Source organism: Enterobacter cloacae complex sp. P14RS, from assembly GCF_014895895.1.
In the GTDB taxonomy this organism is placed as follows: Bacteria; Pseudomonadota; Gammaproteobacteria; order Enterobacterales; family Enterobacteriaceae; genus Enterobacter; species Enterobacter bugandensis.
Genome location: NZ_JADBQM010000009.1, coordinates 123,371 through 149,743 on the forward strand (window position 1 = coordinate 123,371; position 26,373 = coordinate 149,743).

Here is a 26,373-nt window from a genome sequence, read left to right on the forward strand (position 1 = left end):
GCGCACATGTTTCACCGCTTATGGACATTGATCCGCAAAGAGCTACAATCCCTGCTGCGCGAGCCGCAAACCCGCGCCATTCTGGTGCTGCCGGTGCTGCTTCAGGTTTTATTGTTCCCGTTTGCCGCCACCCTTGAGGTAACTAACGCCACCATTGCCATTTATAATGAAGACAACGGCAAACACGCCGTCGAGCTGACGCAGCGTTTTGCCCGGGCGAAGGCCTTTACCCACATCCTGCTGCTTAAAAGCCCGCAGGAGATCCAGCCCACTATCGACACGCAAAAAGCGCTGCTGCTGGTGCGTTTCCCGGCGGATTTCTCCCGCAATCTGGACACCTTCCAGACCGCGCCGATGCAGCTGATCCTCGACGGGCGCAACTCCAACAGCGCCCAGATAGCGGCCAACTACCTGCAGCAGATAGTGAAGGAGTATCAGCAGGAGCTGATGGAGGGCAAACCGAAGCCCAATAACAGCGAACTGGTGGTGCGCAACTGGTACAACCCGAATCTGGACTACAAGTGGTTTGTGGTGCCGTCGCTGATCGCCATGATCACCACCATCGGGGTGATGATCGTGACCTCCCTGTCCGTGGCCCGCGAGCGCGAACAGGGCACGCTGGATCAGCTGCTGGTTTCCCCGCTCGCCACCTGGCAGATTTTCGTCGGCAAAGCGGTGCCGGCGCTGATCGTCGCCACCTTCCAGGCCACCATCGTGCTGGGAGTGGGAATTTGGGCCTACGAGATCCCGTTCGCCGGATCGCTGGCGCTGTTTTACTTCACGATGGTGATTTACGGGCTGTCTCTGGTGGGGTTTGGGCTGCTGATTTCAGCGCTCTGCTCCACGCAGCAGCAGGCGTTTATCGGGGTATTCGTCTTTATGATGCCGGCGATTCTGCTTTCCGGGTACGTTTCGCCCGTCGAGAACATGCCGGTGTGGCTGCAGGATTTAACGTGGATAAACCCGATTCGACACTTTACGGATATCACCAAGCAGATCTATCTGAAGGATGCGAGTCTGGACATTGTCTGGGGAAGTTTGTGGCCGCTACTGGTCATAGCGGCCACGACGGGATCAGTGGCCTATGCGATGTTTAGACGCAACATTGCGTAGCTTTTTCTCTTTAGTCAGCAGCGACACTACCGCTGGCCCTGCAAGGATTGCCAGACCCGCGAGGGCCAGCAGCAGGTTGTTTTGCAGCACGCGTGACAGCAGCCACAGCACGATCATCGCGGCACCAAAGTACCAGGTGGTGGTGAGCTCTTCGAGCACATCACCCACCTCGCGCCAGCGCGCGTCATGGTGGCGCTGTAAGAACAGCATCGACAGCACGGTGACGCCATAGAGGACGCACAGCCCTAAGCCAACACGCACCAGCGTGCCGCTCATCAAGCCCATCACCAGTACGGCCACGACCAGTAAATGCAACATTATCTGCCAGCAACTCAAACCCGTTGCGACACGAACACGTTGTTGCCACCTCATGGCTTCTCTCCTGAAGGATTTTTCTCTGCTTAATCAGACTACCGCACTTTACGGAAAATTCCGTAACGCCGCATCTTTTTGTGACGCCGACTACACTTTATTTTCATCGGGATAGTCACCCAGGAAGGTGTTTATGAGCAAAAAAACGCAGCATTTCTCGCTTAAGGTGCTGACGATAAACATTCATAAGGGCTTCACAGCATTTAACCGCCGCTTCATTTTACCGGAGCTGCGCGACGCGGTACGCACCGTCAGCGCGGACATTGTCTGCCTGCAGGAGGTGATGGGCGCGCACGAGGTACACCCCATGCATTTCGAAAACTGGCCCGATACGCCGCACTATGAATTCTTGGCCGACACCATGTGGAGCGATTACGCCTACGGCCGCAACGCGGTCTATCCGGAAGGCCATCACGGTAATGCGGTGCTGTCGCGTTTTCCTATAGAACATTATGAGAACCGGGACGTTTCCGTCGGGGAGAGCGAAAAGCGCGGGCTGCTTTACTGCCGCATCACGCCGCCGGAACTTGACGTTCCGGTTCACGTGGGCTGCGTTCACCTCGGACTGCGTGAAGCCCACCGCCAGGCGCAGCTGCAGATGCTGGCGGACTGGACCAATGCGCTGCCGGAAGGCGAACCCGTGGTGGTCGCCGGGGATTTTAACGACTGGCGGCAGCGCGCCAACCATCCGCTGAAGGTCAAAGCGGGACTGGAGGAAATTTTCACCCGGGCCAATGGTCGTCCCGCACGGACGTTTCCGGTGCGCTTCCCCCTGCTGCGCCTGGACCGCATCTACGTGAAAAATGCGCATGCCAGCAGCCCGACGGCGCTGGCGTTACTGAGCTGGCGACATCTTTCCGACCATGCCCCGCTGAGCGCGGAGATCCACTTATGAAATGCACCTGGCAGGAAGGTAACCGTATTACGCTGCTGGAAAACGGCGATAACTTTTATCCGGCGGTCTTTGAGGCGATTAGCCACGCACAGCAGAAAGTCTACCTTGAAACGTTTATCTGGTTTGAAGACGACGTTGGCAGGCAGCTGCACAGCGTACTGCTGCATGCCGCCCGGCGCGGGATAAAAATCGAGGCGCTGCTCGATGGATATGGCTCGCCGGATCTTAGCGATGAATTTGTTAACGAGCTCACCGCCGCCGGCGTGGTGTTCCGCTATTACGATCCCGGTCCGCGTCTGTTCGGCATGCGCACCAACCTGTTCCGGCGCATGCACCGCAAAATAGTCGTAGTGGACGAAACGGTGGCGTTCGTGGGCGGCATTAACTACTCCGCCGAGCATATGTCGGATTACGGCCCGGAGGCCAAGCAGGACTACGCGATCCGCATTGAGGGACCGGTAGTTCAGGACATCCAGCTGTTCGTGCTGGAAAACTTGCCCGGTAAAGAGGCCGCTCGCCGCTGGTGGCGACGCCGTCATCGCCCGGAAGAGAACCGCAAGCCCGGCGAAGCGCAGGCGCTGTTTGTCTGGCGGGACAACGAGGAGCATCGGGACGATATTGAACGTCATTACCTGAAGATGCTGGCCAATGCGAAGCGCGAAGTGATTATCGCCAACGCCTATTTCTTCCCCGGCTACCGTATTCTGCACGCCATGCGCAACGCGGCCCGACGCGGCGTGAGCGTTAAACTGATTGTGCAGGGCGAGCCGGATATGCCGATTGTGAAGGTGGGCGCGCGCCTGCTCTACCGCTACTTGGTGAAAAGCGGCGTGCAGATATATGAATACCGCCGCCGCCCGCTGCACGGCAAAGTGGCCGTCATGGATGACCACTGGGCAACCGTCGGCTCCAGTAACCTCGATCCGCTGAGCCTGTCGCTTAACCTGGAAGCGAACCTGATCATCCACGACCGTCAGTTTAACCAGACCCTGCGGGATAACCTTCAGGGACTTATCCATAAGGACTGCGTACGGGTGGATGAGTCCATGGTGCCGAAACGGAGCTGGTGGAACGTTGGCATCGGCGTGGTGGTGTTCCACTTCCTGCGCCACTTCCCGGCGATGGTCGGCTGGCTGCCAGCGCATACGCCAAAGCTGGCGCAGGTTGATCCGCCGGTACAACCTGAAATGGAAACCCAGGACCGCGTTGAAGCGGAAGATGGAGGCAAACCCTGATGTCAAAATCTCATCCTCGCTGGCGGCTGGCGAAAAAAATCCTCACCTGGGTATTCTTTATCGCGGTCGCTGTACTGCTGGTGGTCTACGCGCAGAAAGTGGACTGGGAAGAGGTGTGGAAGGTTATCCGAAACTATAACCGGCTGGTGCTGCTGGGTGCCGTAGGGCTGGTTATCGTCAGCTACCTGATGTACGGCTGCTACGACCTGCTCGGTCGCGCCTACTGCGGCCACAAGCTGGCTAAACGTCAGGTGATGCTGGTGTCGTTTATCTGCTACGCCTTCAACCTGACGCTGAGCACCTGGGTGGGCGGCATCGGCATGCGCTATCGCCTGTACTCGCGTCTCGGATTACCGGGCGGCACCATCACGCGCATTTTCTCGCTGAGTATCACAACCAACTGGCTGGGGTACATTCTGCTGGGTGGGGTGATTTTCACCATCGGCGTGGTACAGCTGCCCGCGCACTGGTACATCGATGAAGCGACGCTGCGCATTCTTGGCATCGTGCTGCTGCTGATCATCGCCGTGTATCTGTGGGCCTGCGCCTTTGCCAAACGCCGCCATATGACCATTAAAGGGCAGAAACTGGTATTGCCGTCGTGGAAGTTCGCGGTGCTGCAGATGGCGGTATCCAGCGCCAACTGGATGGCGATGGGGGCGATCATCTGGCTGCTGATTGGCGAGGACGTGAACTACTTCTTCGTGCTGGGCGTGCTGCTGGTGAGCAGTATCGCCGGGGTTATCGTGCATATTCCGGCGGGAATTGGTGTGCTGGAGGCGGTGTTTATCGCGCTGCTGGCCGGAGAACATGTTTCACAGGGGACGATTATTGCCGCCCTGCTCGCCTACCGCATGCTCTATTACTTCCTGCCGCTGGCGCTGGCAACGGTCTGTTATCTGGTGCTGGAGAGCCGGGCGAAAAAGTTACGGGCGAAAAATGAGAAGGCAATGGCGAAATAAAAGCAAAACGGCAACTTTGTTGCCGTTTTTAGTGTTTGTTCCCTCTCCCGTGGGAGAGGGTCAGGGTGAGGGCACCAGACCGCACCGCCACCCGGCAAAACAACCCTAGCGACGGTTACCGAAAATCCGCAGCAGCATCAGGAACAGGTTGATGAAGTCCAGATAGAGCGTCAGCGCGCCCAGAATCGAGTATTTGCGCAGGTTGGAACTGTCGCGCACGTCGATCTGCTCGCCGATGTTTTTCAGCTTCTGAGTGTCATAGGCCGTCAGCCCGACAAAGACTACCACCCCGATATAGGTCACGGCCCACATCAGCGCGTCGCTCTTGAGCCACAGGTTCACCAGCGATGCCAGCACAATCCCGATCAGCCCCATAAAAAGCATATTACCTAAGCCGCTCAGGTCACGTTTGGTGGTGTAACCGTAAAGGCTCATCACGCCGAACATCCCGCCGGTCACCACGAAGGTGCTGGCGATGGAGGAGTAGGTGTAAACGATGAAAATGCTGGAGAGCGTCAAACCGGTCAGCGCCGAATAGAGCATAAACAGCGTGGTCGCCATTCCGGCACTGAGTTTCTGCACCAGGCCGGAAAGCACAAACACCAGCGCCAGCTGTGCGATAATCAGCCCAAAGAAGGTGATTTTGCTGGAGAAGATAAACATCATCAGCTCAGGCGTGTTCGCCGCATACCACGCGATGAACGCGGTAAGCAGCAGGCCGACCGTCATCCAGCCGTACACCTGCGCCATATACGTCTGCAGCCCGCTACGGGTCTGCTGTACTATTGAATCGGAACGCGGAAATCGGTCCATGATTCACTCCTGATTAAGGTTAAGAAGAGACACACACGTTAAGAGTAACACATCCACGTAAACCGACTACCAACGACTGGCGGCCTGTTTATCGCTGTCGCGAGATTCCACCCAGCGGTCGCCTTCCGGCGTGGCTTCGCGCTTCCAGAACGGGGCTTTGGTTTTGAGGTAATCCATAATGAACTCCCCTGCCGCAAAGGCGCTACCGCGGTGCGCGCTGGTCACGCCGACAAAGACAATCTCTTCGCCAGGCCACATCTCGCCGATGCGGTGGATCACCGTGACCCGCCCGAGCGGCCAGCGGCCTCGCGCTTCATCCACAATTGCCGCCAGCGATTTCTCCGTCATGCCCGGATAGTGCTCCAGCGTCAGCGCTTTTACGCTGTCGCCGAGATTGTGGTTACGCACTTTACCGGTGAACGTAACGACCGCGCCGTCTTCATCGCGCTCCGCCAGCCAGTCATATTCTGTACCGACGTTAAAGCGCTCGGGACCGACCAGAATTCGGGTTTCAGCCATCTTAGCCCCCTGTGACTGGCGGGAAGAAGGCCACTTCATCCCCTTCAGTCAGCGGGTGGGTGAACTCCACCAGCGTCTGGTTAACGGCCGCCAGCAGCTTGCCTTCGTCGAGCGCCAGCGCCCAGCGGTCGCTTTGTGCCGCCAGGTGCGCGCGCAGGGCGGCGACGTTTTCAAAAGAGGCGTCCAGCGTCAGGCTGTCGGTATTGACCAGCTCACGCACCTGGGCGAAAAAGAGCACCTTAATCATGGCTGTCCACCTTAAAATCACCGGATTTGCCGCCGCTTTTCGCCAGCAGACGAACCGGGCCAATCACCATATCTTTCTGCACCGCTTTGCACATGTCGTAGATGGTCAGCGCGGCGACGGAGGCCGCCGTCAGGGCTTCCATCTCCACGCCGGTTTTGCCGGTTAAGCGACAGAGGGACTCAATACGCACGCGGTTGTGCTCCGGCTGCGCCTGCAGGTTCACTTCCACCTTGCTCAGCATCAGCGGATGGCAGAGCGGGATGAGGTCCCAGGTCCGTTTTGCAGCCTGAATACCGGCGATGCGGGCGGTCGCAAAGACGTCGCCCTTATGGTGGCTGCCGTCGATAATCATCGCCAGCGTCTCAGGCAGCATGGTGACGAATGCCTCAGCACGCGCCTCGCGCACCGTTTCGGCCTTGGCGGAGACATCCACCATATGCGCTTCGCCAGCGGCGTTAATGTGGGTCAGTTGTGACATAGTTTACTTCTTCAAATGGGGATGAAAATTACACGGACGGGTACGGGCATCCAGCTGCGGGGCAATAATATTTTCCCACGCGGTGCGGCAGGCTTTGGTCGAGCCCGGCATGGCGAAAATCAGCGTGTTGTTTGCCACGCCGGCCACCGCGCGCGACTGCAGCGTGGAGGTACCAATCTCTTCAAAGGAGAGCATACGGAACACTTCGCCGAAGCCTTCCACCTCGCGGTCAAACAGCGGGATCAGCGCCTCGGGGGTCTGATCGCCCGCGGTAAAGCCGGTGCCGCCGGTGATCAGCACCACCTGCACCTCAGCACTGGCGATCCACTGAGAGACCTGCGCGCGAATGGCGTAGCGGTTCTCTTTCACAATCGCTTTATCGACGATGGTATGCCCCGCGTCATGGGCCGCCTCACGCAGCCAGTGGCCGGAGGTATCATCCTCTTCTCCACGGCGGTCGGAAACGGTAAGAATAGCAATGCGTGTCGGGATAAATTCTGCGCTGACCTGACTCATCTTCTGGTTCCTTCTAAAGACTGATTACCCGCCGATGTAGGACAGGTTCTGAGTAATGCCGGTATTGCCCTGATGCAGGAAGTGGGTCTGCTTTTTGTGCGTCAGCGCCTCGGAAATGCGCGCTTCAAGCGCGGCCTGCTGCGCATCATCTTCCAGCAGATCGCGAAGATCCACGCCACCGTCGCCAAACAGGCAGAGATGGAGTTTGCCGACGGAAGAGACGCGCAGGCGGTTGCAGCTGGCACAGAAGTCTTTCTCATAGGGCATGATCAGCCCAATCTCGCCTTCGTAATCCGGGTGACAAAAGACCTGTGCCGGGCCGTCGCTGCGCTGGCGGATCTGGTGGATCCAGCCGCGTTTCAGCAGCTCGTCGCGCAACACCATGCCGGAAATATGGTGACGTCGGAACAGTTCGCTGCCCTCGCCCGTTTCCATCAGCTCGATAAAACGCAGTTGAATGGGACGGGATTTAATCCACGCCAGGAAGGTGTCCAGCTGATGGTGGTTTACGTCGCGCATCAGCACCGTGTTGACTTTGACCTTTTCGAACCCGGCGGTAAACGCCGCATCGATGCCGTCCATCACCTGGCGGAACTTGTCCTGACCGGTAATGGCGTGAAACTGCCGGGCATCAAGGCTGTCCACGCTGACGTTGATCGCGGTTAGGCCAGCGTCACGCCAGGTGGCCACGTCACGCGCCATGCGGTAACCGTTGGTGGTCACCGCGATCTGGCGGATGCGTTCGTTTTCGCGTACGGCGGCAATGATGTCGGGGAAATCGCGGCGCAGGGAGGGTTCGCCACCGGTCAGACGGACTTTTTCGGTACCGAGCTCAGAGAACGCACGCGTGACGCGGCGCACTTCATCCACGGAGAGAAAGCCATTATTGGTGACGCTGCCCGGCTTGTAGCCATCGGGCAGGCAGTAGGTGCAACGGAAGTTGCACACATCGGTAATCGACAGACGCAAGTAGTAAAACTTACGCGCGAAAGCATCAGTAAGTTGTGAAGCCATGTACACCTTTCCAGATCGGGAGGCACAGTCATTTCTTTCTGTACCCTGGTGGCAAATCCGCCACGGCCAGGGCGCCATATCATTCGACACAGGCGCCAGGGCTAGAGTGTATGTTTTCAGTTTTGAAAACGTGGTTATGGCGATAGTAGCGTGGAAATCGACACTCCGCCATTGTCGCTTTTCGCTATATAATTATGTATATAGCGATTCAGTCCTGCATTTTCGCTACAGAATACCTAAAAACCGCATTTTCGCATTGATATACGTCATTTTGCATTGGGTGAGGCATCGTCTTTTGGGGGTAGTTAGGTTACTGTTACGCGATCGAACGTGATAAGGAATACGTATGCGCAATCGCACTTTTGCGGATCTTGACCGAGTGGTCGCTCTTGGCGGAGGCCACGGCCTGGGCCGCGTCATGTCCTCTTTGTCGTCACTGGGCTCACGGCTGACAGGGATAGTGACAACCACCGACAACGGCGGCTCAACCGGGCGGATCAGGCGGGCTGAAGGCGGCATTGCCTGGGGAGATATGCGCAACTGCCTGAACCAGTTAATTACCGAGCCGAGCGTCGCGTCGGCGATGTTTGAGTACCGTTTTGGCGGCAATGGCGAACTTTCCGGGCATAACCTCGGAAATCTGATGTTAAAGGCGCTGGATCACCTGAGCGTACGGCCTCTGGAAGCCATCAACTTAATCCGTAATCTGCTCAAGGTGGACGCATTCCTGATCCCCATGTCTGAACAACCGGTTGACTTAATGGCAATCGATGCCGAAGGGCATGAAGTTTACGGCGAGGTGAATATTGACCAGCTCCTCCTGCCGCCAACGGAGTTGATGACCTATCCGAGCGTACCCGCCACGCGGGAAGCAGTAGAGGCCATTGGTGAAGCGGATCTTATCCTGATCGGTCCAGGCAGTTTTTATACCAGCCTGATGCCCATTCTGCTGGTAAAAGAGCTGGCGCAGGCGCTGCGTCGCACCCCTGCCCCGATGGTCTATATCGGTAACCTGGGCCGTGAGCTGAGTCCGGCAGCGGCGAGCCTGTCGCTGGCGGACAAGCTGGACCTGATGGAGCAGTATGTCGGTAAGAAAATTATCGACGGTGTCGTGGTTGGGCCAAAAGTGGATGTGACAGGGATTGGCGATCGCGTGGTGGTGCAGGAGCCGCTGGAAGCCAGCGATATTAAATATCGTCACGACCGCCACCTGCTGCGCGAGGCGCTGGAGAAAGCGATTCAGGCGTTGGGTTAGGTTCGCTTTGTGCGGCCTGATGCCCTCACCCCAGCCCTCTCCCACGGGGAGAGGGGGAATACACGCCGCTTTACCTATGATGCCGCAATAAACAGATCCCGCAGCTGATGCAGCTGGTCGCGGATCTGCGCCGCCTCTTCGAACTCCAGGTTCTGGGCGTGCTGCATCATCTGCCCTTCCAGCTCGTGGATTTTCTGCTGCAGTGCCTTCGGCGTCAGTACGACGGTATCTTCTTCCACCACTGAACGCGCCTTGCCGCGGCCTTTCGCTTTGGTCTTCGCAATGTTCTGACCCAGTGCCAGAATATCCACCACCTTCTTGTTCAACCCCTGCGGCGTAATGCCGTGCTCTTCGTTGTAGCGCTGCTGCTTCTCGCGTCGGCGTTCCGTTTCGCCAATCGCTTTCGCCATCGACGGGGTGATTTTGTCGCCGTACAGAATCGCTTTCCCGTTGACGTTACGCGCGGCGCGGCCAATGGTCTGGATCAGGGAGCGTTCAGAGCGCAGGAAGCCCTCTTTATCGGCGTCCAGAATCGCCACCAGCGAAACTTCCGGCATATCCAGACCTTCTCGCAACAGGTTGATCCCCACCAGCACGTCAAACTCGCCCAGACGCAGATCGCGGATAATCTCCATGCGCTCCACGGTGTCGATATCCGAGTGCAGATAGCGCACCTTCTCACCGTGTTCTTCAAGATACTCGGTCAGGTCTTCCGCCATGCGCTTGGTGAGTGTCGTCACCAGCACGCGCTCGTTGATGGCGGAACGGGCGCGGATCTCAGAGAGCAGATCGTCCACCTGGGTCGCCACCGGGCGCACTTCGATAATCGGGTCCAGCAGCCCTGTCGGACGGACCACCTGATCGATCACCTCATCGCCGGATTTTTCCAGCTCGTAGTTGCCCGGCGTGGCCGACACGTAGATGGTCTGCGGCGCCAGCGCCTCAAACTCTTCAAACTTCATCGGACGGTTATCCAGCGCTGACGGCAGGCGGAAGCCGTACTCCACCAGCGTCTCTTTACGCGCGCGGTCGCCGCGGTACATCCCGCCGATCTGCGGGATCGTGACGTGGGATTCGTCGATCACCAGCAGACCGTCGGCCGGAAGGTAGTCAAACAGCGTCGGCGGTGGCTCGCCCGGCCCGCGCCCGGAGAGGAAGCGCGAGTAGTTTTCGATACCCGAGCAGTAGCCCAGCTCGTTCATCATCTCCAGATCGAACTGGGTGCGCTGGCTCAGGCGCTGCTCTTCCAGCAGCTTATTGTTAGCCAGAAGCACCTTACGGCGCTCTGCAAGCTCCTCTTTGATCTCTTCCATCGCCTGCACGATACGCTCGCGTGGCGTCACGTAGTGCGTTTTAGGGTAGATGGTAAAACGCTGTATCACCGACTCAACGTGGCCGGTCAGCGGGTCGAACAGTGACAAACGCTCAACCTCTTCGTCAAACAGCTCGACGCGCAGCGCCATATCGTCCGATTCCGCCGGGAAGATGTCGATCACCTCACCGCGCACGCGGAACGTCCCGCGCTGGAAGGCCTGGTCATTACGGGTGTACTGCAGCTCGGCCAGACGGCGCAAAATTGCGCGCTGATCGATGATCATCCCCTGCGTCAGGTGCAGCATCATCTTCAGATAGAGATCCGGATCGCCCAGGCCGTAAATCGCCGAAACAGACGCGACCACAACCACATCGCGTCGCTCAAGCAGCGCCTTGGTCGCCGACAGTCGCATCTGTTCGATGTGTTCGTTCACCGAAGCATCTTTCTCGATGAAGGTATCAGAGCTCGGCACATAGGCTTCCGGCTGGTAGTAATCGTAGTAGGAGACAAAATACTCCACCGCGTTTTCCGGGAAGAACTCTTTCATCTCGCCGTATAGCTGTGCCGCGAGGGTTTTATTGGGTGCAAGCACCATCGTGGGGCGCTGCAGGTCAGCGATCACGTTGGCGACAGTAAACGTTTTGCCCGAGCCGGTTACCCCCAGCAGCGTCTGGTGCGCCAGCCCGTCTTCCAGCCCCTCTTTAAGACGACGGATCGCCTCAGGCTGATCGCCAGAGGGGCGGAAAGCAGAATTCAGTTTGAACGGTTTACTCATGGGCGACGACCTGATGACGTTATAAGCGGCAGGTGAGTAATTTTACTCGTTGTTGCCAGGAATGCCAGTAAAAAACACTGGATGAAAAACCAGTAGCGTGTCAGGATATTTAGCGTAGCGGCGGAGTCATTAGCGCGTTAGCGGACAAAATTTAGGCTCTGACGAGATAAAAAACCAGCCAGGTTGGGTTATCCCCAGAACTTTTTCTTTTTTAACATTTGTCAAGCCAGGTAATGATAGTTTTATGGCAACGAGTGACACTTTCATTACGGTAATTGCTTTTATCTAAGCAATTAAATTTTAAACGATATTTTCTAAAGCCGCGTTTCGCGTCAATTTGGGCGAAAGCCGCGTCTTCTCTCGCTTATCGCGTGTTTTCTAACTCTAATGCACATGGTTATCCACAGGAATAGTGGATAACTGCTTCCAGCCCGTGTAGACCGCCGCTCAGCAAATTCCCGGATTTTCCCACGAGGCGGCAACAAAAAATTTTTATAGTTCTTTTTTGACGATAAACAGTTGAGTCATTCATAACCAACAGATGCGATCCTGCTCACATTTCAGCCATTTTTTGTCCTGCACCACAACTCACCATTCCCGGCACCGTCGATGTGCAAGCCACGCGTTTTTACCCTGCTCTCCTGTGGCTTATTCCTAAAAAAGTCGTTTTTTTAATCGATTTCAGGTTTCTGGCAAGCGTTTTGCAGCTTCACGTCAGGCCTATCCCTACGCATTTTTAAGGAGAAAAAGATGTTGAGTCTGCGTGCAGTGAATCAGTTTTACGGAAGCCAACATACGCTATGGAACGTGGATTTGGATTTTCCGCAAGGGATGTGTACAGGCGTCATAGGCCTGCCGGGGATGGGCAAAACCACCCTGATGAACTGCATTACCGGAAACATCCCCGTCGAAAGCGGCACGATTATCTGGCATGAAGCGGGCGCACCGCCGCGTGATTTGCTCAGCCCGGCACCGGAACAACGTTCAGAGCCGGGAATAGGCTATGTGCCGCAGGACAGGCGTATTTTTTCTCAACTGACGATTGAGGAGAATCTGCATATTGCCATGCGGGCGATGGGGAAACCCGACCCGGCGGCGAAAAGCGACGTATACGATCTGTTCCCGGAACTCTACGCGCGACGTCAGACGCGGGGCAATGCCCTTTCGCCAGAGGATCAGTATCAGCTTGCCCTGGCGAATGCACTGGTCAACCGCCCACGGATGCTGATTCTGGATGAGCCTACGCATGGGGCAGGACACGGATTTGCCCAGAAGCTGGCGCAGCTGCTGGTGCGCTTAAACCGGGAGTTAGGCATGACGGTGCTGCTGGCGGAGCAGCAGCTGTCGTTTATCCGCCGGGTGGCGGATCGGTTTTGCATGCTTTATCGCGGGCGTAACGTGGCTCAGGGCCACGTTAGCGAGCTGAACGATGAGCTTATCGCCCACTGGATGTCGCGGGAAGCAAGACGCTGAGGTCGAGATAACGCCCGGTTTCGGCCTGCTCAGCATCGCCAGCAATCCAGGGGATTTCCCCGAGGAACGGTGCCGGGAGCATGCGCTTGAGGGTCGCCAGATACTCCTGATGCCGCCTGCCCGGCGCAACCACGTCGTTGGCTATCCAGCCTGCCAGCGTCAGCCCTGCCTGCTGAACGGCCTGCGCCGTCAGCATGGCGTGATTGATGCAGCCCAGCTTCACGCCGACGACCAGAATGACCGGAAGCCGCTCGGCCTGCACCCAGTCAGCAAAGGTCTGCGTGTCCGAAAGCGGCGTAAACCAGCCTCCCGCGCCTTCCACCAGCACCCAGTCGGCTTGGCTTTCCAGCGTCCGTAACCCGGCAGACAGCACGGCGAAATCAATCGGACGGCCTTCATCAGCGCTGATAATGTGCGGCGACGTCGGCTCGGCAAAGGTATAGGGATTCACCGCCGAATAGGCAAGCTCAAGGCTACTGTTACGCTGGAGCGCCAGCGCGTCGGTGTTGCGTACCCCTTCCGCCGTCATCTCGCTGCCGGAAGCCACGGGCTTATATCCGGCGGTGTTTTTTCCGAGCAGTCGTGCCGCCTGCAGCAGCGCAGCGCTGGCAACCGTTTTGCCCACTTCCGTATCCGTGCCGGTAACAAAATAACGTTCAGTCACGTTCGATAATCCCATGAAAAAGTTGATAAGAGAGCGGGAAAAGGCCCCGCTGCTGCGGCCAGGCCAGCTCCAGGCGTTGCAGCTGCCCCCGGGTCAGCGGTTTTTTCTCCCGCCCGGCGTGCAGGTGCGTGGCGCCGATGCCCTTCAGAGAGCGCATGGCGCTGAACGCGTCGCTAAAATTAAGCGTGATGGTTTGCACCGTGCTGCGACAGCGCCAGCCTGCCAGCGCCTGCGTCACCTGCTCATACGATAAAAAGCGGTTCGCGTGCGGCTGCTCATCCACCGCTTTCCACGCCTGATTCAGCTCCGGCAGCGAACTTTCCAGCAAGGTGGTAAAGGCTACCTTTCCGCCCGGTCGTGCGACGCGATAAAGCTCGCGTAACGCCTGCGGCAGGCTGCTGCACCACTGCACCGCCAGATGGCTCCAGACCAGATCGAACTGCGCGTCCGCCAGCGGGATCGCCTCGATATCCGCCACTACATAGTGGTGCGCAGCCTGCTGCTGGCGCGCCTCGTCCAGCATGGCGGGCGACAGGTCGATGGCCGTCACCTCGCTCCCCGCCTCGCGCCAGTAGCGGCTGTTGCTGCCGGGACCACAGCCGGCGTCCAGCACCTGCGGGAAGCGGTTCTCGCCAAGCGCGGCCAGAAGCCCCTGCGCGCTCTGGCGCTGGAGTTCATCGTGCTGCGAATAGCTCCGCGCGGCCCGGCCAAACGCCGCCGCAACGGCCTGCTTATTCACCGGCATCATGAAGCGCCTCCAGCAGCGTCTGGATATCCTGCGCCTCATGCGCCGCCGTCAGGGTTAAGCGCAGACGCGCGGTGCCCGGCGGAACTGTTGGCGGACGAATGGCCGTAACCCACATCCCCCGCTCGCGCAGCGCCTGGGCCAGCGCCAGCGCGCGGCCGTTTTCGCCGACAATCACGGGCTGGATGGCGCTCTGCGAATCGGGACTCTGGAAGGGAAGCGCCGCCAGTCCCTGACGGAAGCAGGAGATGTGCTCTGCCAGCTGCTGACGGCGTTCATCCCCTTCTGCGCTGCGGATCACCGCCAGCGACGCCGACAGCGCCACGGCCTGCGCCGGGGGCATGCTGGTGCTGTAGATGAGGTGACGGGCAAACTGCAGCAGATAGTCAGCGACGGATTCGCTGCACAGCACGGCGGCGCCGCTGACGCCAAAGCCTTTGCCAAAGGTGACCACCAGCAGTTCCGGCTTCACGTTTTGTTGATGGGCGCTGCCGCGTCCTTCATCGCCCATCACGCCGGTGCCGTGAGCATCATCGACCAGCAGCCAGGCATTTTGCCGCTTTGCGGCCTCGTGAAGCGCGGCAAGCGGCGCACTGTCGCCGTCCATGCTGAACACCCCTTCCGTGACCGCCAGCTGTTGCCCGTCGCAGGGTTTGTCCAGCAGCGAGGCGAGCTGTGACGCATCGTTATGGGCAAAACGCCGCAGCTGCGCCGGACTTAAGTTTGCCGCTTCCAGCAGCGAGGCGTGGCTTAAACGGTCGGCGACAATGCGGTCCTCTTTCCCCATCATGGCCGTGATGACCGCCTGGTTGGCGGCAAAGCCGGAGATAAACAGCAGCGCGCGCGGATAGCCCAGCCAGTCGGCCAGCTCTTCCTCCAGCGCCTGATGCGCCGTGGTGTATCCGCTGACGTGCCCCGAGCCACCGCTGCCCACGCCAAACCGCTCCGCGCCCTGCTGCCAGGCGCGGACGATGGCCGGATGCTGGCTCAGTCCGAGATAGTCATTGCTGGAGAAATTACAAAACTGCCGTCCCTCGCGGGTCAGAAAACGGCCCGCGCCGTTTTCCACCACCCTGCGAACGCGAAACGCCTCTGCCGCCCGGCGTTCTTCCAGCGCGGCATTAATCCGTACCTGCCAGGTCATACGGCTGCCGCGTTGTAGAACTGGTCGGTATCGGCGTTGAGAATCTGCTGCTCCAGCTGCTGCTGTTGCTCGTTATCGCCCGTCAGCACCCCGGTCTGGTGCGGGTTCAGCCCCAGCTTGCGGAACAGCTGGACGTCTTTGTCCTCTTCCGGGTTCGGCGTGGTCAGCAGCTTGCAGCCGTAGAAGATGGAGTTGGCGCCGGCCATAAAGCACATCGCCTGGGTCTGCTCGCTCATCTGCTCGCGGCCCGCAGAGAGGCGAACGTAAGACGTTGGCATCATGATGCGCGCCACCGCGATGGTGCGAATAAAATCAAACGCATCCACGTCCTCGTTATCCGCCAGCGGCGTGCCCTTGACCTTCACCAGCATGTTGATCGGCACGCTTTCCGGCGGGGTCGGCAGGTTCGCCAGCTGCAGCAGCAGGCCCGCACGGTCTTTCACCGTTTCACCTAAGCCCACGATGCCGCCGGAGCAGACCTTGATCCCCGCGTCACGCACTTTATCCAGCGTATCCAGACGCTCCTGGTAGGTGCGCGTGGTGATGATGTTGCCGTAAAATTCCGGCGAGGTGTCGAGGTTGTGGTTGTAGTAGTCCAGCCCCGCGGCAGAGAGACGCTGCGCCTGCTCCTCGTTCAGCGTTCCGAGGGTCATGCAGGCCTCAAGCCCCATCTCCTTCACGCCTTTCACCATCTGCTCCAGATACGGCATATCGCGATCGTGCGGGTTCTTCCACGCCGCGCCCATGCAGAAGCGGGTTGAGCCGGCGTTTTTCGCCTTGCGCGCGGAGTCGAGCACCTGCTCCACTTCCATCAGACGCTCGGATTCGAGACCGGTTTTGTAGCGCGCGCTCTGCGGGCAATATTTGCAGTCTTCAGGACAGGCGCCGGTCTTGATCGACAGCAGCGTGCTGACCTGAACATGGCGAGGATCGAAGTGCTGACGATGCACCTGTTGCGCTTCAAACATCAGCTCAAGGAAAGGTTTGTTGAATAATTCAGTAACTTGCGACATCGTCCAGCGTGCGTGGTGAGCCATTGGGCTTCTCCAAAGGGTTTTGTTAATTTTCGGTTCGGTTTATACTCGTAAACCTAAAACTTTTCAAAATGGTTTACAAGTCGATTATGACCCAGGACGATCTCGCCTTCGACAAGCAGCATATCTGGCACCCTTACACCTCTACTACCCGCCCCCTTCCCGTCTATCCGGTGGCCTCTGCCCACGGCTGCGAGCTGCATCTCGCCAGCGGCGAGCGGCTGGTTGACGGAATGTCCTCCTGGTGGGCGGCGATTCACGGGTATAACCACCCGCGCCTGAACGCGGCGATGAAGGCTCAGATTGACCAGATGTCGCACGTGATGTTTGGCGGAATCACCCATCAGCCCGCGGTGGATTTATGCCGTCGCCTGGTGGCGATGACGCCTGACTCACTGGAGTGCGTTTTCCTGGCCGATTCCGGCTCGGTGGCGGTGGAAGTGGCGATGAAGATGGCGCTGCAGTACTGGCATGCGAAGGGCGAAACGCGCCAGCGGTTCCTCACCTTCCGCAACGGCTATCACGGGGATACCTTCGGGGCGATGTCGGTCTGCGATCCGGACAACTCCATGCACAGCCTGTGGAAGGGGTATCTGCCAGAAAACCTGTTTGCCCCTGCGCCGCAAAGCCGCTTCGACGGCGAATGGAACGAGATGGACATGGTGGGCTTCGCGCGGCTGATGGCGGCACATCGCCATGAAATCGCCGCCGTTATTCTCGAACCGATCGTGCAGGGCGCGGGCGGAATGCGGATGTACCATCCGGAATGGCTGAGGCGCATCCGCAAGATGTGCGACCGCGAGGGCATTCTGCTGATTGCCGACGAAATTGCCACCGGCTTTGGCCGCACCGGCAAGCTGTTTGCCTGCGAACACGCGGGTATCGCCCCGGATATTCTGTGCCTCGGCAAAGCGCTGACCGGCGGCACCATGACGCTCTCCGCCACCCTCACCACTCGTCAGGTTGCCGACACCATCAGCGACGGCGAGGCGGGCTGCTTTATGCACGGCCCAACGTTTATGGGCAACCCGCTGGCCTGCGCCGTGGCAAGCGAAAGCCTCGCCATTCTGGAGAGCGGCGAGTGGCGGACGCAGGTCGCGGCGATTGAGGCACAGCTGAAAGGAGAGCTGAGCGCCGCCTCGGGAGCGAATTTTGTGGCGGACGTGCGCGTGCTCGGTGCCATCGGGGTGATTGAAACCACCCGCCCGGTGAACATGGCGGCGCTGCAGCGCTTCTTCGTTGAGCAGGGCGTCTGGGTGCGGCCTTTCGGCAAGCTTATCTACCTGATGCCGCCGTACAGCATCACGCCGGAGCAGTTGCGTAAATTAACCGACGCGGTCGTAACAGCCGTTAACATTCCCGCGCATTTCGCGATTTAATCCCATGCGTTACACTTCCTGAACGAGTGAATAACGAGGATAAACCGTATGAAAATCATCAGTAAAGATCTGCGCGACGGTGAAAAACTCCCGGAACGCCACGTTTTCAACGGCATGGGCTATCAGGGGGATAATATCTCCCCGCACCTGGCGTGGGACGACGTTCCTGCAGGAACCAAAAGCTTTGTCGTGACCTGCTACGACCCGGACGCGCCGACCGGCTCGGGCTGGTGGCACTGGGTTGTGGCGAACCTGCCCGCCGACACGCGCGTGCTGCCGCAGGGTTCCGGTTCAGACCTGGTTGCCCTGCCTGAAGGTGCCATTCAGACGCGCACTGACTTTGGTAAAGCGGGCTACGGCGGCGCGGCGCCACCAAAAGGGGAAACCCACCGCTATATCTTCACGGTGCACGCGCTGGATGTGGAGAAGATTGAGGTCGATGAAGGCGCGAGCGGCGCGATGGTCGGGTTTAACGTGCATTTCCATTCCCTGGGGAGCGCGTCGATTACGGCGATGTATTCCTGAAAAAAGCCGGGTGGCGGCTACGCCTTACCCGGCCTGGATTTCGCATTCGTAGGCCCGGTAAGCGCAGCGCCACCGGACAAAAATCACAGCACCGAAGGTAGCAGTCCTACAAGGCGTCCCTTTTCCAGAAGCTGCATCGCCTTATCAATATCCGGCGCAAAGAAGCGGTCGTCATCGTAATGCGTGACGTGCTCGCGCAGCACATGGCGCGCCTGCTCCAGCAGCGGGCTGGATTTAAGCCCTTCGCGCAGATCGATACCCTGACACGCCGCCAGCCACTCCACCGCCAGCACGCCGCGGGTGTTGGAGGCCATCTCCCACAGACGACGCCCGGCAGCCGGGGCCATCGAAACGTGATCTTCCTGATTCGCCGAGGTTGGCAGGCTGTCCACGCTGTGCGGGTGCGACAGCGCCTTGTTCTCACTTGCCAGCGCTGCGGCCGTCACCTGAGCGATCATAAAGCCTGAGTTAACCCCGCCGTTACGCACCAGGAACGGTGGCAGCTGGGACATGTGTTTATCCATCATCAGCGCGATGCGGCGCTCGGATAACGCCCCGACTTCGGCAATCGCCAGCGCGATATTATCCGCCGCCATCGCCACCGGCTCGGCGTGGAAGTTGCCCCCGGAGACCACCTCGTTTTCCTCGGCGAACACCAGCGGGTTGTCGGAGACCGCGTTGGCCTCCACCAGCAGCACCTCTGCTGCCTGGCGCAGCTGCGTCAGGCACGCCCCCATCACCTGCGGCTGACAGCGCAGGGAATACGGATCCTGCACCTTCTCGCAGTTATGGTGTGAATCCGCAATCTCACTCGTGTCGGTAAGCACGTGGCGGTACATGGCGGCGGCATCAATCTGCCCGCGCTGGCCGCGCACCGCGTGAATACGCGCGTCAAACGGACGACGCGAGCCGAGCACCGCCTCGGTGGTCAGCGCACCGCACACCACCGCGGAGGCGAACAGATCTTCCGCTTCAAACAGGCCGCGCAGCGCAAAGGCCGTCGACGCCTGCGTGCCGTTGAGCAGCGCCAGCCCCTCTTTTGCCGCGAGGGTGATTGGCGTTAAGCCGGCTTTTGCCAGCGCTTCTTTCGCAGGGAGCCACTCGCCCTGCCAGCGCGCTTTGCCCTCACCCAGCAGCAGCAGCGACATGTGCGCCAGCGGGGCGAGATCGCCGGAGGCGCCGACGGAACCTTTTGCCGGGATCCACGGATAGACTTCTGCATTCACCAGGGCCATCAGCGCCTGGATCACGCTCAGGCGAATGCCCGAGAAACCGCGCGCCAGGCTGTTGATTTTGAGCACCATCATCAGACGGACAATCTCATCATCCAGCGGCTGGCCGACGCCTGCCGCGTGCGACAGCACCAGCGAACGCTGTAAGTTTTCCAGATCGTGCGTGGCGATGCGGGTTTGCGCCAGCAGGCCAAAGCCGGTGTTAATCCCGTAGGCGGTGCGCCCTTCGGCAACAATCGCTTCTACGCAGGCGACGCTGTCGTTTATCGCGGCGTGGGCGCTTTCATCAAGTGAAAGGGTGACCGGCTGGCGCCAGACGTTACGCAGCTGTTTGAGCGTCAGCGAGCCGGGAGTGAGAGTTAACGCGTTCATGCATGCTTTCCTTGTGTGGCAGAGATCATCGGCAGGTTCAGTCCCTGCTCTTTGGCACAGTCAATGGCAATCTCGTAACCCGCATCCGCGTGACGCATCACGCCGGTTGCCGGGTCGTTGTGCAGCACGCGGGCGATGCGCGCGGCCGCTTCATCGGTTCCGTCACAGACGATGACCATCCCTGAGTGCTGGGAGAAGCCCATCCCGACGCCGCCGCCGTGGTGCAGCGAGACCCAGGTGGCGCCGCTGGCGGTATTCAGCAGGGCATTAAGCAATGGCCAGTCGGAGACCGCGTCAGATCCGTCGCGCATGGCTTCGGTTTCACGGTTCGGGCTGGCGACGGAGCCGGAGTCGAGATGGTCGCGGCCAATGACGATAGGCGCGGAGACTTCACCGCTGCGCACCATTTCGTTGAAGGCCAGACCCAGCTTTTGCCGCCACTCCAGCCCTACCCAGCAGATGCGCGCCGGCAAGCCCTGGAAGCTGATGCGTTCGCGAGCCATATCCAGCCAGTGGTGCAGGTGTTCGTCGTCTGCGACGATCTCCTTCACTTTGTCGTCGGTTTTGTAGATATCCTGCGGATCGCCGGACAAGGCCACCCAGCGGAACGGGCCAATGCCGCGGCAGAATAGCGGACGGATATAGGCAGGCACGAAGCCGGGGAAATCGAAGGCGTTATTCACGCCCATCTCTTTCGCCATCTGGCGGATGTTGTTGCCGTAGTCAAAGGTTGGAATGCCCAACTGGCTGAAGGCCAGCATCGCGGAGACGTGTTCCGCCATCGAACGCTTAGCCGCCAGTACCGTGCCTTCAGGGTCGGTTTCCGCTTTTTGCTGGTAGTCTTCCCACGTCCAGCCTTTTGGCAGGTAACCGTGCAGCGGGTCATGGGCGCTGGTCTGGTCGGTAACGAGATCCGGACGCACGCCGCGGGCAACCAGCTCCGGCAGAATATCCGCCGCGTTGCCGCACAGGGCAATCGACACCGCTTTGCCTTCGGACGTGTATTTTTTGATGCGCGCCAGCGCGTCATCAAGATTCTCGGCCTGTTCGTCAACGTAACGGGTACGCAGACGGAAATCAATGCGGCTCTGCTGGCACTCAATGTTCAGCGAGCACGCACCGGCCAGCGTGGCGGCCAGCGGCTGCGCGCCGCCCATCCCGCCCAGACCGGCGGTAAGCACCCAGCGGCCTTTCAGCGAGCCGTTATAGTGCTGACGCCCCGCTTCCACGAAGGTTTCGTAGGTGCCCTGCACAATCCCCTGGCTGCCGATGTAGATCCAGCTCCCGGCGGTCATCTGGCCATACATCGCCAGCCCTTTCGCGTCCAGCTCGTTGAAGTGTTCCCAGGTGGCCCAGTGGGGCACGAGGTTAGAGTTGGCGATCAGTACACGCGGCGCGTTCTTATGGGTTTTAAATACGCCAACCGGCTTGCCGGACTGCACCAGCAGGGTTTCGTCGTGTTCGAGTTCGGTCAGGGATTTTACAATTGCGTCATAGCATTCCCAGTTGCGTGCGGCGCGGCCTATGCCGCCGTAGACCACCAGTTCGTGGGGGTTTTCCGCCACCTCAGGATCAAGGTTGTTCATCAACATGCGCAGCGGGGCTTCGGTGAGCCAGCTTTTGGCAGTAAGCGTGGTGCCGCGCGCGGCGCGGACGTCCTGCTGGCGGTATTTACCTGACGACATTGTGTGCTCCTCATAAGGGACAGATGATGCATTTAGATATACTTGTATAGACAAGCACACACAAGGTCGGATTTAACAAAAAAGATACAATTTTGTTATATTGCGTTAGCGATCACGCTTATAAAACTTATGACATAAAGTGGCCCTGCAGCCGGTAACGGTTCCCCGGGAAAAGCAGTCGGGCATGCGACACGATATGCGATGATGACCAGGTACGACGGCGGATCAGCAGGCACGGATCGTGTTCTTTAATGCGCAACAGCTCGCACTCCTGCGGCGTCGCGCGTACGGCTTCCACAATGTGCTCCCCTTCCGTGAGCGGTGCAACGAGCGAGAGATACGCGTGCGGCGTGGTGTGGGTGTAATCCTGGTTCAGGTATTCCGGTATCCGCTCTGCGTTGACGCAGCGATCTTCAATCTGCACCGGAATGTCGTTTTCAAAATGCACCATCACAGAGTGGAAGATGCGGCTACCCTCTTTGACATTTAGCTCAACGGCCTGCTCGGCGCTGGCCTGGGTCTCTTCCAGCACCAGCACTTCGCAGCGGTGCTGATGATTACGCGAGGTTATCTCATCGGCAATGCTGCGGATTTCAAACAGGGCAGATTGCCCTTTCGGTTCCGCCACAAACGTCCCCACGCCCTGCAGGCGCACCAGAAGTCCTTCGTCGGTGAGCTCGCGCAGCGCCCGGTTGACGGTCATCCGGCTAAAACCGAACTGCGCCACCAGCTCGGCCTCCGATGGAATGCGATCGTGCGGGCGCCAGACGCCGGTAGCAATCTTTTCGCTGATCGCCTGCTTCACCTTTTCATAGAAAGGCGCGGGCGGGCTCGGTTGCTGCAGGGGTGAGCGTGAAAACATCGTGACTCCTTTAATAGTGTTATGCCCACCAGTGAGCAATTTGCCAGGCCAGACGGGCGGCGAGCTTTGCGCCCTGTCCGTCCCGATCGTACTGCGGGTTAAACTCTACCAGATCGGCGGCCTGCAGCTTACCGCTGCGGCAGATTTGTTCAATAACGGGCATTAGATCCATTGCCGGGACGCCTAACGCCGCAGGGGCGGAAACGGCAGGCATTTCGCCCGCGGGCAGGACATCCAGATCGATTGTCAGATAGATACGATCGGCCTGCGCCAGCACCTTTTCCAGCGCCGATAATGCCTCGCGTCTGAAATGAAGATCCTCCACCAGCGTGACGTTCAGGCGTTCAGCCTCATTCCACAGTGCCTGGGTGTTCGCCGCGCGGCTGACGCCAAAGCAGGCGTAGCGAAACTCGCGCCCGCATTCATCGCAGTATTGAGCCAGCTGACGAAACGGCGTACCGGACGTCGCCCGGTCGGCCTTGCGCAGGTCGAGATGCGCATCCAGGTTTATCACCGCCACGCGCTCGCCGGGGAATGCATCCAGAACACCCCGTCCATGCGCCCAGGCGGTTTCATGCCCGCCGCCAAACACCAGGGTGCGCATCCCGGACTGCTGGCAGGCCGTCACGGCATCGCTTAACGCCCGCTGCGCGGGTTCAAGCTCATCGCCTTCAACGTACACCGAGCCCATATCCGCCAGCCGTTCGTGTCCCTGATGGCTTGCCATATTCGCCAGCGCTTTGCGCAGAATATCAGGGGCCTGCGCGGCGCCGGGCCTGCCCTGATTGCGTTTAACCCCTGCATCGCATTCAAATCCTATCAGCGCGATGCCGGATGAAAGCGGCGTGAACTGCGCCTGCTGTTGTATCGTCTGGAAAATGCGCGTTGCGTTGCTGGCCTCAGCGCTGTCGTCTCGCCCCTGCCAGACCGTTTCGGCGACGGGCCGCCATAACTTCATACTGCCTCCCCACGGAAAATACGTTGATACAGCGGATTGCGTCCCGGCTCGTAGACCATCTCCACCGGGTGGTGAGCATCCCAGACGATAAAATCAGCGACAAACCCCGACTGCAACTGCCCGTGCGTTGCGCCGCGGCCCAGCGCCTGCGCCGCATGGCGCGTGACGCCAGCCCAGGCCTCTTCGGGCGTCAGGCCAAACTGGACGCAGGCCATATTCATCGCCAGGTGCAGGCTGGCAAACGGGCTGGTGCCGGGGTTATAGTCGGTGGCGACGGCCATCGGCACACCACGTTTTCGGAGCTGATCAACCGGCGGACGCTGGCGCTCCTGCAGAAAATAGAACGCGCCGGGGAGCAGTACCGCAACCGTACCGCTTTGCGCCATCGCCTGAACGCCCGCGTCGTCGAGATATTCGATATGATCGGCCGACAGTCCGTTATATTGGCTGACCAGCGCCGCTCCGCCCTGATTCGACAGCTGTTCAACATGCCCTTTCACCGGGATACCGAGCGCGGCGGCGGCCTGGAAGAGGCGCTCGGTTTGCGACGGGGTAAAGCCGACGTTTTCACAAAACACGTCTACTGCTTCATATAACTCTTTTTGCCACAGCGTGGGCAGGATCTGCTCGCAAACCAGCGCGAGGTACGCATCCGGATCCTGTCGGTATTCCGGCGGAACCGCATGGGCCGCCAGCAGCGTTGGGCTGATATCGATCGGATTATCGAGGCTCAGCTGGCGGGCAACCTGCAGCATCTTCTCTTCGGCCTCGGCGTTGAGTCCGTATCCCGATTTGATTTCAACGGTCGTTACACCTTCATTCATCAGACGCTGGAGCCGCTGCTGCGCAAGTTTCAGCAGGGTTTCCAGGGAACTGCTGCGCGTTGCCGTCACGGTGGCGTTAATCCCGCCCCCCTGAGCGCTGATGGTCTGGTAAGAGACGCCGTTCAGACGCTGTTCCCACTCCGCCGCGCGGTCGCCGCCAAATACCAGATGGGTATGGCAGTCAATCAGGCCAGGCGTGACCAGACGTCCCTCAAGATCGATGACGTGACGGTGTCCGGAAGGAAGGTCAGATTCAGGAAGCACGCCAAGGATAGTTTGGCCGCTCACGACCAGCGCGTGCTGCTCTTTCAGGCCATAAGGCGCGGATGTATCGGGAACCATTGTTGCCAGGCGCGCATTTCGCCATATAACATCGTCAGGTTGAAGCTGCATGGGCATTCCACTTGTCATGGGTTGTATAGACATTTATTTGCATCCATCGTCTGCTGTCAACCGCCTTAAGGGAAAATGTTATTTATTTGTGATGACTTTCCCGTCACCTCCGGGCAAAAAATGCAACTTTTACCCTTTTTATCTTCCCGTTTCGCTCAACTTAGTATAAAAAAGCAGGCTATTTCGTCTATCCCGTAAAGACTTGCATACCCAGGAGCTTCACCTTGAACATTTCCAGGATTTCCCGTCTGGCGTTAGCGCTCGCCTTTGGCGTGACATTATCCGCATGCAGTTCTACACCACCGGATCAGCGTCCTTCTGAGCAGGTAGCGCCCGGTACCGCCTCCCGCCCGATTTTGTCCGCGGATGAAGCGAAGAATTTCGACCGCGCCCATTACTTCTCGGCCATGGATCCTAACGCCGCGCCGTGGACACCGTCTTCTATTAACCTGCCTAAACAGCCTGACTTCGTTGTTGGCCCGGCTGGCGCGCAGGGCGTAACGCATACCTCTATCCAGGCAGCGGTTGACGCGGCAATCACTAAACACAGCGCGTCTCGCCAGTACATCGCGATCCTGCCGGGTGAATACGAAGGCACCGTGTACGTTCCGGCGGCTCCTGGCAGCATTACGATTTACGGTCTGGGTGAAAAAGCCATCGACGTAAAAATTGGCCTGGCGATTGATTCCGAAATCGACAGCACCGCCTGGCGTCACCTGGTGAACCCGGCAGGCAAATATATGCCGGGCAAACCGGCGTGGTATATGTTTGATAACTGCCAGAGCAAGCGTGCCGCCACCGTTGGCGTGATGTGCTCGGCGGTGTTCTGGTCGCAGAATAATGGCCTGCAGCTGCAGAACCTGACCATTCAGAATACCCTGGGTGACAGCGTGGATGCCGGTAACCACCAGGCCGTTGCGCTGCGTAGCGACGGCGATAAGGTGCAGATTAACAACGTCAATATTCTGGGCCGTCAGAACACCTTCTTCGTGACCAACAGCGGCGTACAGAACACGCTGCAGAACAACCGTCTGACCCGTACGCTGGTGACCAACAGCTACGTTGAAGGTGACGTTGATCTGGTGTCCGGTCGCGGCGCGGTGGTGTTTGATAACACCGATTTCCGCGTGGTGAATTCCCGTACCCAGCAGGAAGGCTATGTGTTTGCGCCGGCAACCCAGTCTAACCTGTTTTACGGCTTCCTGGCCGTGAACAGCCGCTTTAACGCGGCCGGTGACGGCGTGGCGCAGCTGGGCCGCTCCCTGGACGTGGACTCTGCCACCAACGGCCAGGTCGTTATCCGCGACAGCGTGATCAACGAAGGCTTTAACGTGGCGAAGCCGTGGGCTGATGCGGCTGTCTCCAAACGTCCGTTCTCCGGCAACACCGGTGCGGTGGACGATAAAGGAAACGTGCAGCGCAACCTGAACGACGCGAACTTCAACCGCATGTGGGAATACAACAACCGCGGTCTGGGCAGCAACGTGGTTGCTGAGCCGAAGCAGTAAGCTGTTTTGCCGGGTGGCGGCTTCGCCTTACCCGGCCTACACAACCCGCAGTCCTGGTAAACGCCA

At 59.1% G+C, this 26,373-nt stretch carries 26 protein-coding genes and 1 riboswitch; of the genes, 9 read left to right on the forward strand and 17 right to left on the reverse strand.

The features are described 5' to 3' along the window. Window positions 1-6: 6 nt before the first annotated feature. Complete coding sequence (locus tag IM295_RS08680) at window positions 7-1,113, forward strand: ABC transporter permease (protein WP_041910726.1); 1,107 nt, start codon at window positions 7-9, stop codon at window positions 1,111-1,113. Here IM295_RS08680 and IM295_RS08685 read toward each other — a convergent pair. Continuing rightward, the gene (locus IM295_RS08685; protein WP_193066554.1) at window positions 1,075-1,485 is read right to left on the reverse strand and encodes a YbhQ family protein; all 411 of its coding nucleotides are present in this window, start codon (window positions 1,483-1,485) and stop codon (window positions 1,075-1,077) included. The two genes, IM295_RS08680 and IM295_RS08685, sit on opposite strands and share 39 nt — an antisense overlap. 133 nt (window positions 1,486-1,618) lie before the next feature. Here IM295_RS08685 and IM295_RS08690 point away from each other — a divergent pair, with 133 nt between their 5' ends. Genes IM295_RS08690 through IM295_RS08700 form a run of 3 tightly spaced genes read left to right on the forward strand, consistent with a single transcriptional unit; the run spans window position 1,619 to window position 4,577 of the window. Next, a complete protein-coding gene (locus IM295_RS08690) occupies window positions 1,619-2,380 on the forward strand; it encodes an endonuclease/exonuclease/phosphatase family protein (protein WP_193066555.1) in 762 nt (253 codons plus the stop codon). Continuing rightward, complete coding sequence (gene clsB, locus IM295_RS08695) at window positions 2,377-3,615, forward strand: cardiolipin synthase ClsB (RefSeq protein ID WP_045259955.1); 1,239 nt, start codon at window positions 2,377-2,379, stop codon at window positions 3,613-3,615. The genes IM295_RS08690 and clsB overlap by 4 nt, the downstream gene beginning before the upstream one ends. Next, a complete protein-coding gene (locus tag IM295_RS08700; protein WP_028012425.1) occupies window positions 3,615-4,577 on the forward strand; it encodes a YbhN family protein in 963 nt (320 codons plus the stop codon). Before clsB ends, IM295_RS08700 begins: the two co-directional genes overlap by 1 nt. A gap of 105 nt (window positions 4,578-4,682) precedes the next feature. Here IM295_RS08700 and IM295_RS08705 read toward each other — a convergent pair whose 3' ends face one another. The 6 genes from IM295_RS08705 to moaA form a co-directional block, all read right to left on the reverse strand. Further along, on the reverse strand, window positions 4,683-5,390 hold the full coding sequence (locus tag IM295_RS08705; protein ID WP_010428846.1) for a Bax inhibitor-1/YccA family protein: 708 nt from the start codon (window positions 5,388-5,390) through the stop codon (window positions 4,683-4,685). A gap of 66 nt (window positions 5,391-5,456) precedes the next feature. Continuing rightward, window positions 5,457-5,909: a molybdopterin synthase catalytic subunit MoaE gene (gene moaE, locus IM295_RS08710; RefSeq protein ID WP_028012424.1), complete on the reverse strand. Its 453-nt coding sequence runs from the start codon at window positions 5,907-5,909 to the stop codon at window positions 5,457-5,459. A 1-nt stretch (window position 5,910) separates the two neighbouring features. Next, a complete protein-coding gene (moaD, locus tag IM295_RS08715) occupies window positions 5,911-6,156 on the reverse strand; it encodes a molybdopterin synthase sulfur carrier subunit (protein WP_045259953.1) in 246 nt (81 codons plus the stop codon). After that, entirely contained in the window at window positions 6,149-6,634 is a 486-nt protein-coding gene (gene moaC / locus IM295_RS08720) for a cyclic pyranopterin monophosphate synthase MoaC (protein ID WP_008501142.1), read from the reverse strand. The genes moaD and moaC overlap by 8 nt, the downstream gene beginning before the upstream one ends. A 3-nt stretch (window positions 6,635-6,637) precedes the next feature. Next, the gene (gene moaB, locus IM295_RS08725; RefSeq protein ID WP_193066556.1) at window positions 6,638-7,150 is read right to left on the reverse strand and encodes a molybdenum cofactor biosynthesis protein B; all 513 of its coding nucleotides are present in this window, start codon (window positions 7,148-7,150) and stop codon (window positions 6,638-6,640) included. 24 nt (window positions 7,151-7,174) lie between these two features. Next, the gene (moaA, locus tag IM295_RS08730) at window positions 7,175-8,164 is read right to left on the reverse strand and encodes a GTP 3',8-cyclase MoaA (protein WP_088204427.1); all 990 of its coding nucleotides are present in this window, start codon (window positions 8,162-8,164) and stop codon (window positions 7,175-7,177) included. After that, window positions 8,152-8,285, reverse strand: a riboswitch (molybdenum cofactor riboswitch). It overlaps the preceding gene by 13 nt. Window positions 8,286-8,510: 225 nt before the next feature. On the opposite strand from moaA, the gene yvcK reads away from it, so the two are divergent. After that, window positions 8,511-9,419 (forward strand): uridine diphosphate-N-acetylglucosamine-binding protein YvcK, encoded by a 909-nt coding sequence (gene yvcK / locus IM295_RS08735; protein ID WP_028012420.1) that lies wholly within the window; start codon window positions 8,511-8,513, stop codon window positions 9,417-9,419. Between the two features lie 74 nt (window positions 9,420-9,493). On the opposite strand, the gene uvrB is transcribed toward yvcK, so the two are convergent. Beyond that, window positions 9,494-11,509: an excinuclease ABC subunit UvrB gene (gene uvrB / locus IM295_RS08740; protein ID WP_028012419.1), complete on the reverse strand. Its 2,016-nt coding sequence runs from the start codon at window positions 11,507-11,509 to the stop codon at window positions 9,494-9,496. A 750-nt stretch (window positions 11,510-12,259) separates the two neighbouring features. Here uvrB and IM295_RS08745 point away from each other — a divergent pair. Further along, window positions 12,260-12,982 (forward strand): ABC transporter ATP-binding protein, encoded by a 723-nt coding sequence (locus tag IM295_RS08745; RefSeq protein WP_047363785.1) that lies wholly within the window; start codon window positions 12,260-12,262, stop codon window positions 12,980-12,982. On the opposite strand, the gene bioD is transcribed toward IM295_RS08745, so the two are convergent. The 4 genes from bioD to bioB are packed head-to-tail and all read right to left on the reverse strand — an operon-like array spanning window position 12,945 to window position 16,572. Further along, window positions 12,945-13,646: a dethiobiotin synthase gene (bioD, locus tag IM295_RS08750; RefSeq protein ID WP_193066557.1), complete on the reverse strand. Its 702-nt coding sequence runs from the start codon at window positions 13,644-13,646 to the stop codon at window positions 12,945-12,947. The two genes, IM295_RS08745 and bioD, sit on opposite strands and share 38 nt — an antisense overlap. Further along, entirely contained in the window at window positions 13,639-14,394 is a 756-nt protein-coding gene (bioC, locus tag IM295_RS08755; RefSeq protein ID WP_045259949.1) for a malonyl-ACP O-methyltransferase BioC, read from the reverse strand. The genes bioD and bioC overlap by 8 nt, the downstream gene beginning before the upstream one ends. After that, window positions 14,378-15,535 carry an 8-amino-7-oxononanoate synthase gene (gene bioF, locus IM295_RS08760; RefSeq protein WP_048998779.1) on the reverse strand — a complete coding sequence of 386 codons (1,158 nt, stop codon included), beginning with the start codon at window positions 15,533-15,535 and terminating at the stop codon, window positions 14,378-14,380. Before bioF ends, bioC begins: the two co-directional genes overlap by 17 nt. Then, a complete protein-coding gene (bioB, locus tag IM295_RS08765; RefSeq protein WP_193066558.1) occupies window positions 15,532-16,572 on the reverse strand; it encodes a biotin synthase BioB in 1,041 nt (346 codons plus the stop codon). The genes bioF and bioB overlap by 4 nt, the downstream gene beginning before the upstream one ends. A 68-nt stretch (window positions 16,573-16,640) precedes the next feature. On the opposite strand from bioB, the gene bioA reads away from it, so the two are divergent. Both bioA and IM295_RS08775 read left to right on the forward strand, forming a co-directional pair. After that, entirely contained in the window at window positions 16,641-17,948 is a 1,308-nt protein-coding gene (gene bioA, locus IM295_RS08770; RefSeq protein WP_193066559.1) for an adenosylmethionine--8-amino-7-oxononanoate transaminase, read from the forward strand. A gap of 48 nt (window positions 17,949-17,996) precedes the next feature. Further along, window positions 17,997-18,473 (forward strand): kinase inhibitor, encoded by a 477-nt coding sequence (locus IM295_RS08775; protein ID WP_028012412.1) that lies wholly within the window; start codon window positions 17,997-17,999, stop codon window positions 18,471-18,473. Window positions 18,474-18,556: 83 nt separating this feature from the next. Here the strand turns inward: IM295_RS08775 and hutH are convergent, their stop codons facing one another. From hutH to hutI, 5 genes are all read right to left on the reverse strand, one after another. Further along, the gene (gene hutH, locus IM295_RS08780; RefSeq protein WP_182034092.1) at window positions 18,557-20,077 is read right to left on the reverse strand and encodes a histidine ammonia-lyase; all 1,521 of its coding nucleotides are present in this window, start codon (window positions 20,075-20,077) and stop codon (window positions 18,557-18,559) included. Next, window positions 20,074-21,762 (reverse strand): urocanate hydratase, encoded by a 1,689-nt coding sequence (gene hutU, locus IM295_RS08785; protein WP_193066560.1) that lies wholly within the window; start codon window positions 21,760-21,762, stop codon window positions 20,074-20,076. The genes hutH and hutU overlap by 4 nt, the downstream gene beginning before the upstream one ends. A gap of 127 nt (window positions 21,763-21,889) precedes the next feature. Beyond that, window positions 21,890-22,624: a histidine utilization repressor gene (locus IM295_RS08790; protein WP_193066561.1), complete on the reverse strand. Its 735-nt coding sequence runs from the start codon at window positions 22,622-22,624 to the stop codon at window positions 21,890-21,892. A 19-nt stretch (window positions 22,625-22,643) separates the two neighbouring features. Continuing rightward, window positions 22,644-23,582, reverse strand: a complete 939-nt coding sequence (hutG, locus tag IM295_RS08795) for a formimidoylglutamase (protein ID WP_150143097.1) — start codon at window positions 23,580-23,582, stop codon at window positions 22,644-22,646. After that, window positions 23,579-24,799: an imidazolonepropionase gene (hutI, locus tag IM295_RS08800; RefSeq protein ID WP_226859455.1), complete on the reverse strand. Its 1,221-nt coding sequence runs from the start codon at window positions 24,797-24,799 to the stop codon at window positions 23,579-23,581. The genes hutG and hutI overlap by 4 nt, the downstream gene beginning before the upstream one ends. A 224-nt stretch (window positions 24,800-25,023) precedes the next feature. Between hutI and IM295_RS08805 the strand changes: the two genes are divergently transcribed. Then, the gene (locus IM295_RS08805; RefSeq protein WP_193066563.1) at window positions 25,024-26,307 is read left to right on the forward strand and encodes a putative acyl-CoA thioester hydrolase; all 1,284 of its coding nucleotides are present in this window, start codon (window positions 25,024-25,026) and stop codon (window positions 26,305-26,307) included. Window positions 26,308-26,373 lie beyond the last annotated feature (66 nt).

What these genes read in the sequence shown, in the direction of transcription:
- IM295_RS08680 (WP_041910726.1), top strand. Translation starts at nt 7, where the DNA reads ATGTTTCACCGCTTATGGACATTGATCCGCAAAGAGCTACAATCCCTG.
- IM295_RS08685 (WP_193066554.1), bottom strand. Translation starts at nt 1,485, where the DNA reads ATGAGGTGGCAACAACGTGTTCGTGTCGCAACGGGTTTGAGTTGCTGG.
- IM295_RS08690 (WP_193066555.1), top strand. Translation starts at nt 1,619, where the DNA reads ATGAGCAAAAAAACGCAGCATTTCTCGCTTAAGGTGCTGACGATAAAC.
- clsB (WP_045259955.1), top strand. Translation starts at nt 2,377, where the DNA reads ATGAAATGCACCTGGCAGGAAGGTAACCGTATTACGCTGCTGGAAAAC.
- IM295_RS08700 (WP_028012425.1), top strand. Translation starts at nt 3,615, where the DNA reads ATGTCAAAATCTCATCCTCGCTGGCGGCTGGCGAAAAAAATCCTCACC.
- IM295_RS08705 (WP_010428846.1), bottom strand. Translation starts at nt 5,390, where the DNA reads ATGGACCGATTTCCGCGTTCCGATTCAATAGTACAGCAGACCCGTAGC.
- moaE (WP_028012424.1), bottom strand. Translation starts at nt 5,909, where the DNA reads ATGGCTGAAACCCGAATTCTGGTCGGTCCCGAGCGCTTTAACGTCGGT.
- moaD (WP_045259953.1), bottom strand. Translation starts at nt 6,156, where the DNA reads ATGATTAAGGTGCTCTTTTTCGCCCAGGTGCGTGAGCTGGTCAATACC.
- moaC (WP_008501142.1), bottom strand. Translation starts at nt 6,634, where the DNA reads ATGTCACAACTGACCCACATTAACGCCGCTGGCGAAGCGCATATGGTG.
- moaB (WP_193066556.1), bottom strand. Translation starts at nt 7,150, where the DNA reads ATGAGTCAGGTCAGCGCAGAATTTATCCCGACACGCATTGCTATTCTT.
- moaA (WP_088204427.1), bottom strand. Translation starts at nt 8,164, where the DNA reads ATGGCTTCACAACTTACTGATGCTTTCGCGCGTAAGTTTTACTACTTG.
- yvcK (WP_028012420.1), top strand. Translation starts at nt 8,511, where the DNA reads ATGCGCAATCGCACTTTTGCGGATCTTGACCGAGTGGTCGCTCTTGGC.
- uvrB (WP_028012419.1), bottom strand. Translation starts at nt 11,509, where the DNA reads ATGAGTAAACCGTTCAAACTGAATTCTGCTTTCCGCCCCTCTGGCGAT.
- IM295_RS08745 (WP_047363785.1), top strand. Translation starts at nt 12,260, where the DNA reads ATGTTGAGTCTGCGTGCAGTGAATCAGTTTTACGGAAGCCAACATACG.
- bioC (WP_045259949.1), bottom strand. Translation starts at nt 14,394, where the DNA reads ATGATGCCGGTGAATAAGCAGGCCGTTGCGGCGGCGTTTGGCCGGGCC.
- bioF (WP_048998779.1), bottom strand. Translation starts at nt 15,535, where the DNA reads ATGACCTGGCAGGTACGGATTAATGCCGCGCTGGAAGAACGCCGGGCG.
- bioB (WP_193066558.1), bottom strand. Translation starts at nt 16,572, where the DNA reads ATGGCTCACCACGCACGCTGGACGATGTCGCAAGTTACTGAATTATTC.
- bioA (WP_193066559.1), top strand. Translation starts at nt 16,641, where the DNA reads ATGGTTTACAAGTCGATTATGACCCAGGACGATCTCGCCTTCGACAAG.
- IM295_RS08775 (WP_028012412.1), top strand. Translation starts at nt 17,997, where the DNA reads ATGAAAATCATCAGTAAAGATCTGCGCGACGGTGAAAAACTCCCGGAA.
- hutH (WP_182034092.1), bottom strand. Translation starts at nt 20,077, where the DNA reads ATGAACGCGTTAACTCTCACTCCCGGCTCGCTGACGCTCAAACAGCTG.
- hutU (WP_193066560.1), bottom strand. Translation starts at nt 21,762, where the DNA reads ATGTCGTCAGGTAAATACCGCCAGCAGGACGTCCGCGCCGCGCGCGGC.
- IM295_RS08790 (WP_193066561.1), bottom strand. Translation starts at nt 22,624, where the DNA reads ATGTTTTCACGCTCACCCCTGCAGCAACCGAGCCCGCCCGCGCCTTTC.
- hutG (WP_150143097.1), bottom strand. Translation starts at nt 23,582, where the DNA reads ATGAAGTTATGGCGGCCCGTCGCCGAAACGGTCTGGCAGGGGCGAGAC.
- hutI (WP_226859455.1), bottom strand. Translation starts at nt 24,799, where the DNA reads ATGCAGCTTCAACCTGACGATGTTATATGGCGAAATGCGCGCCTGGCA.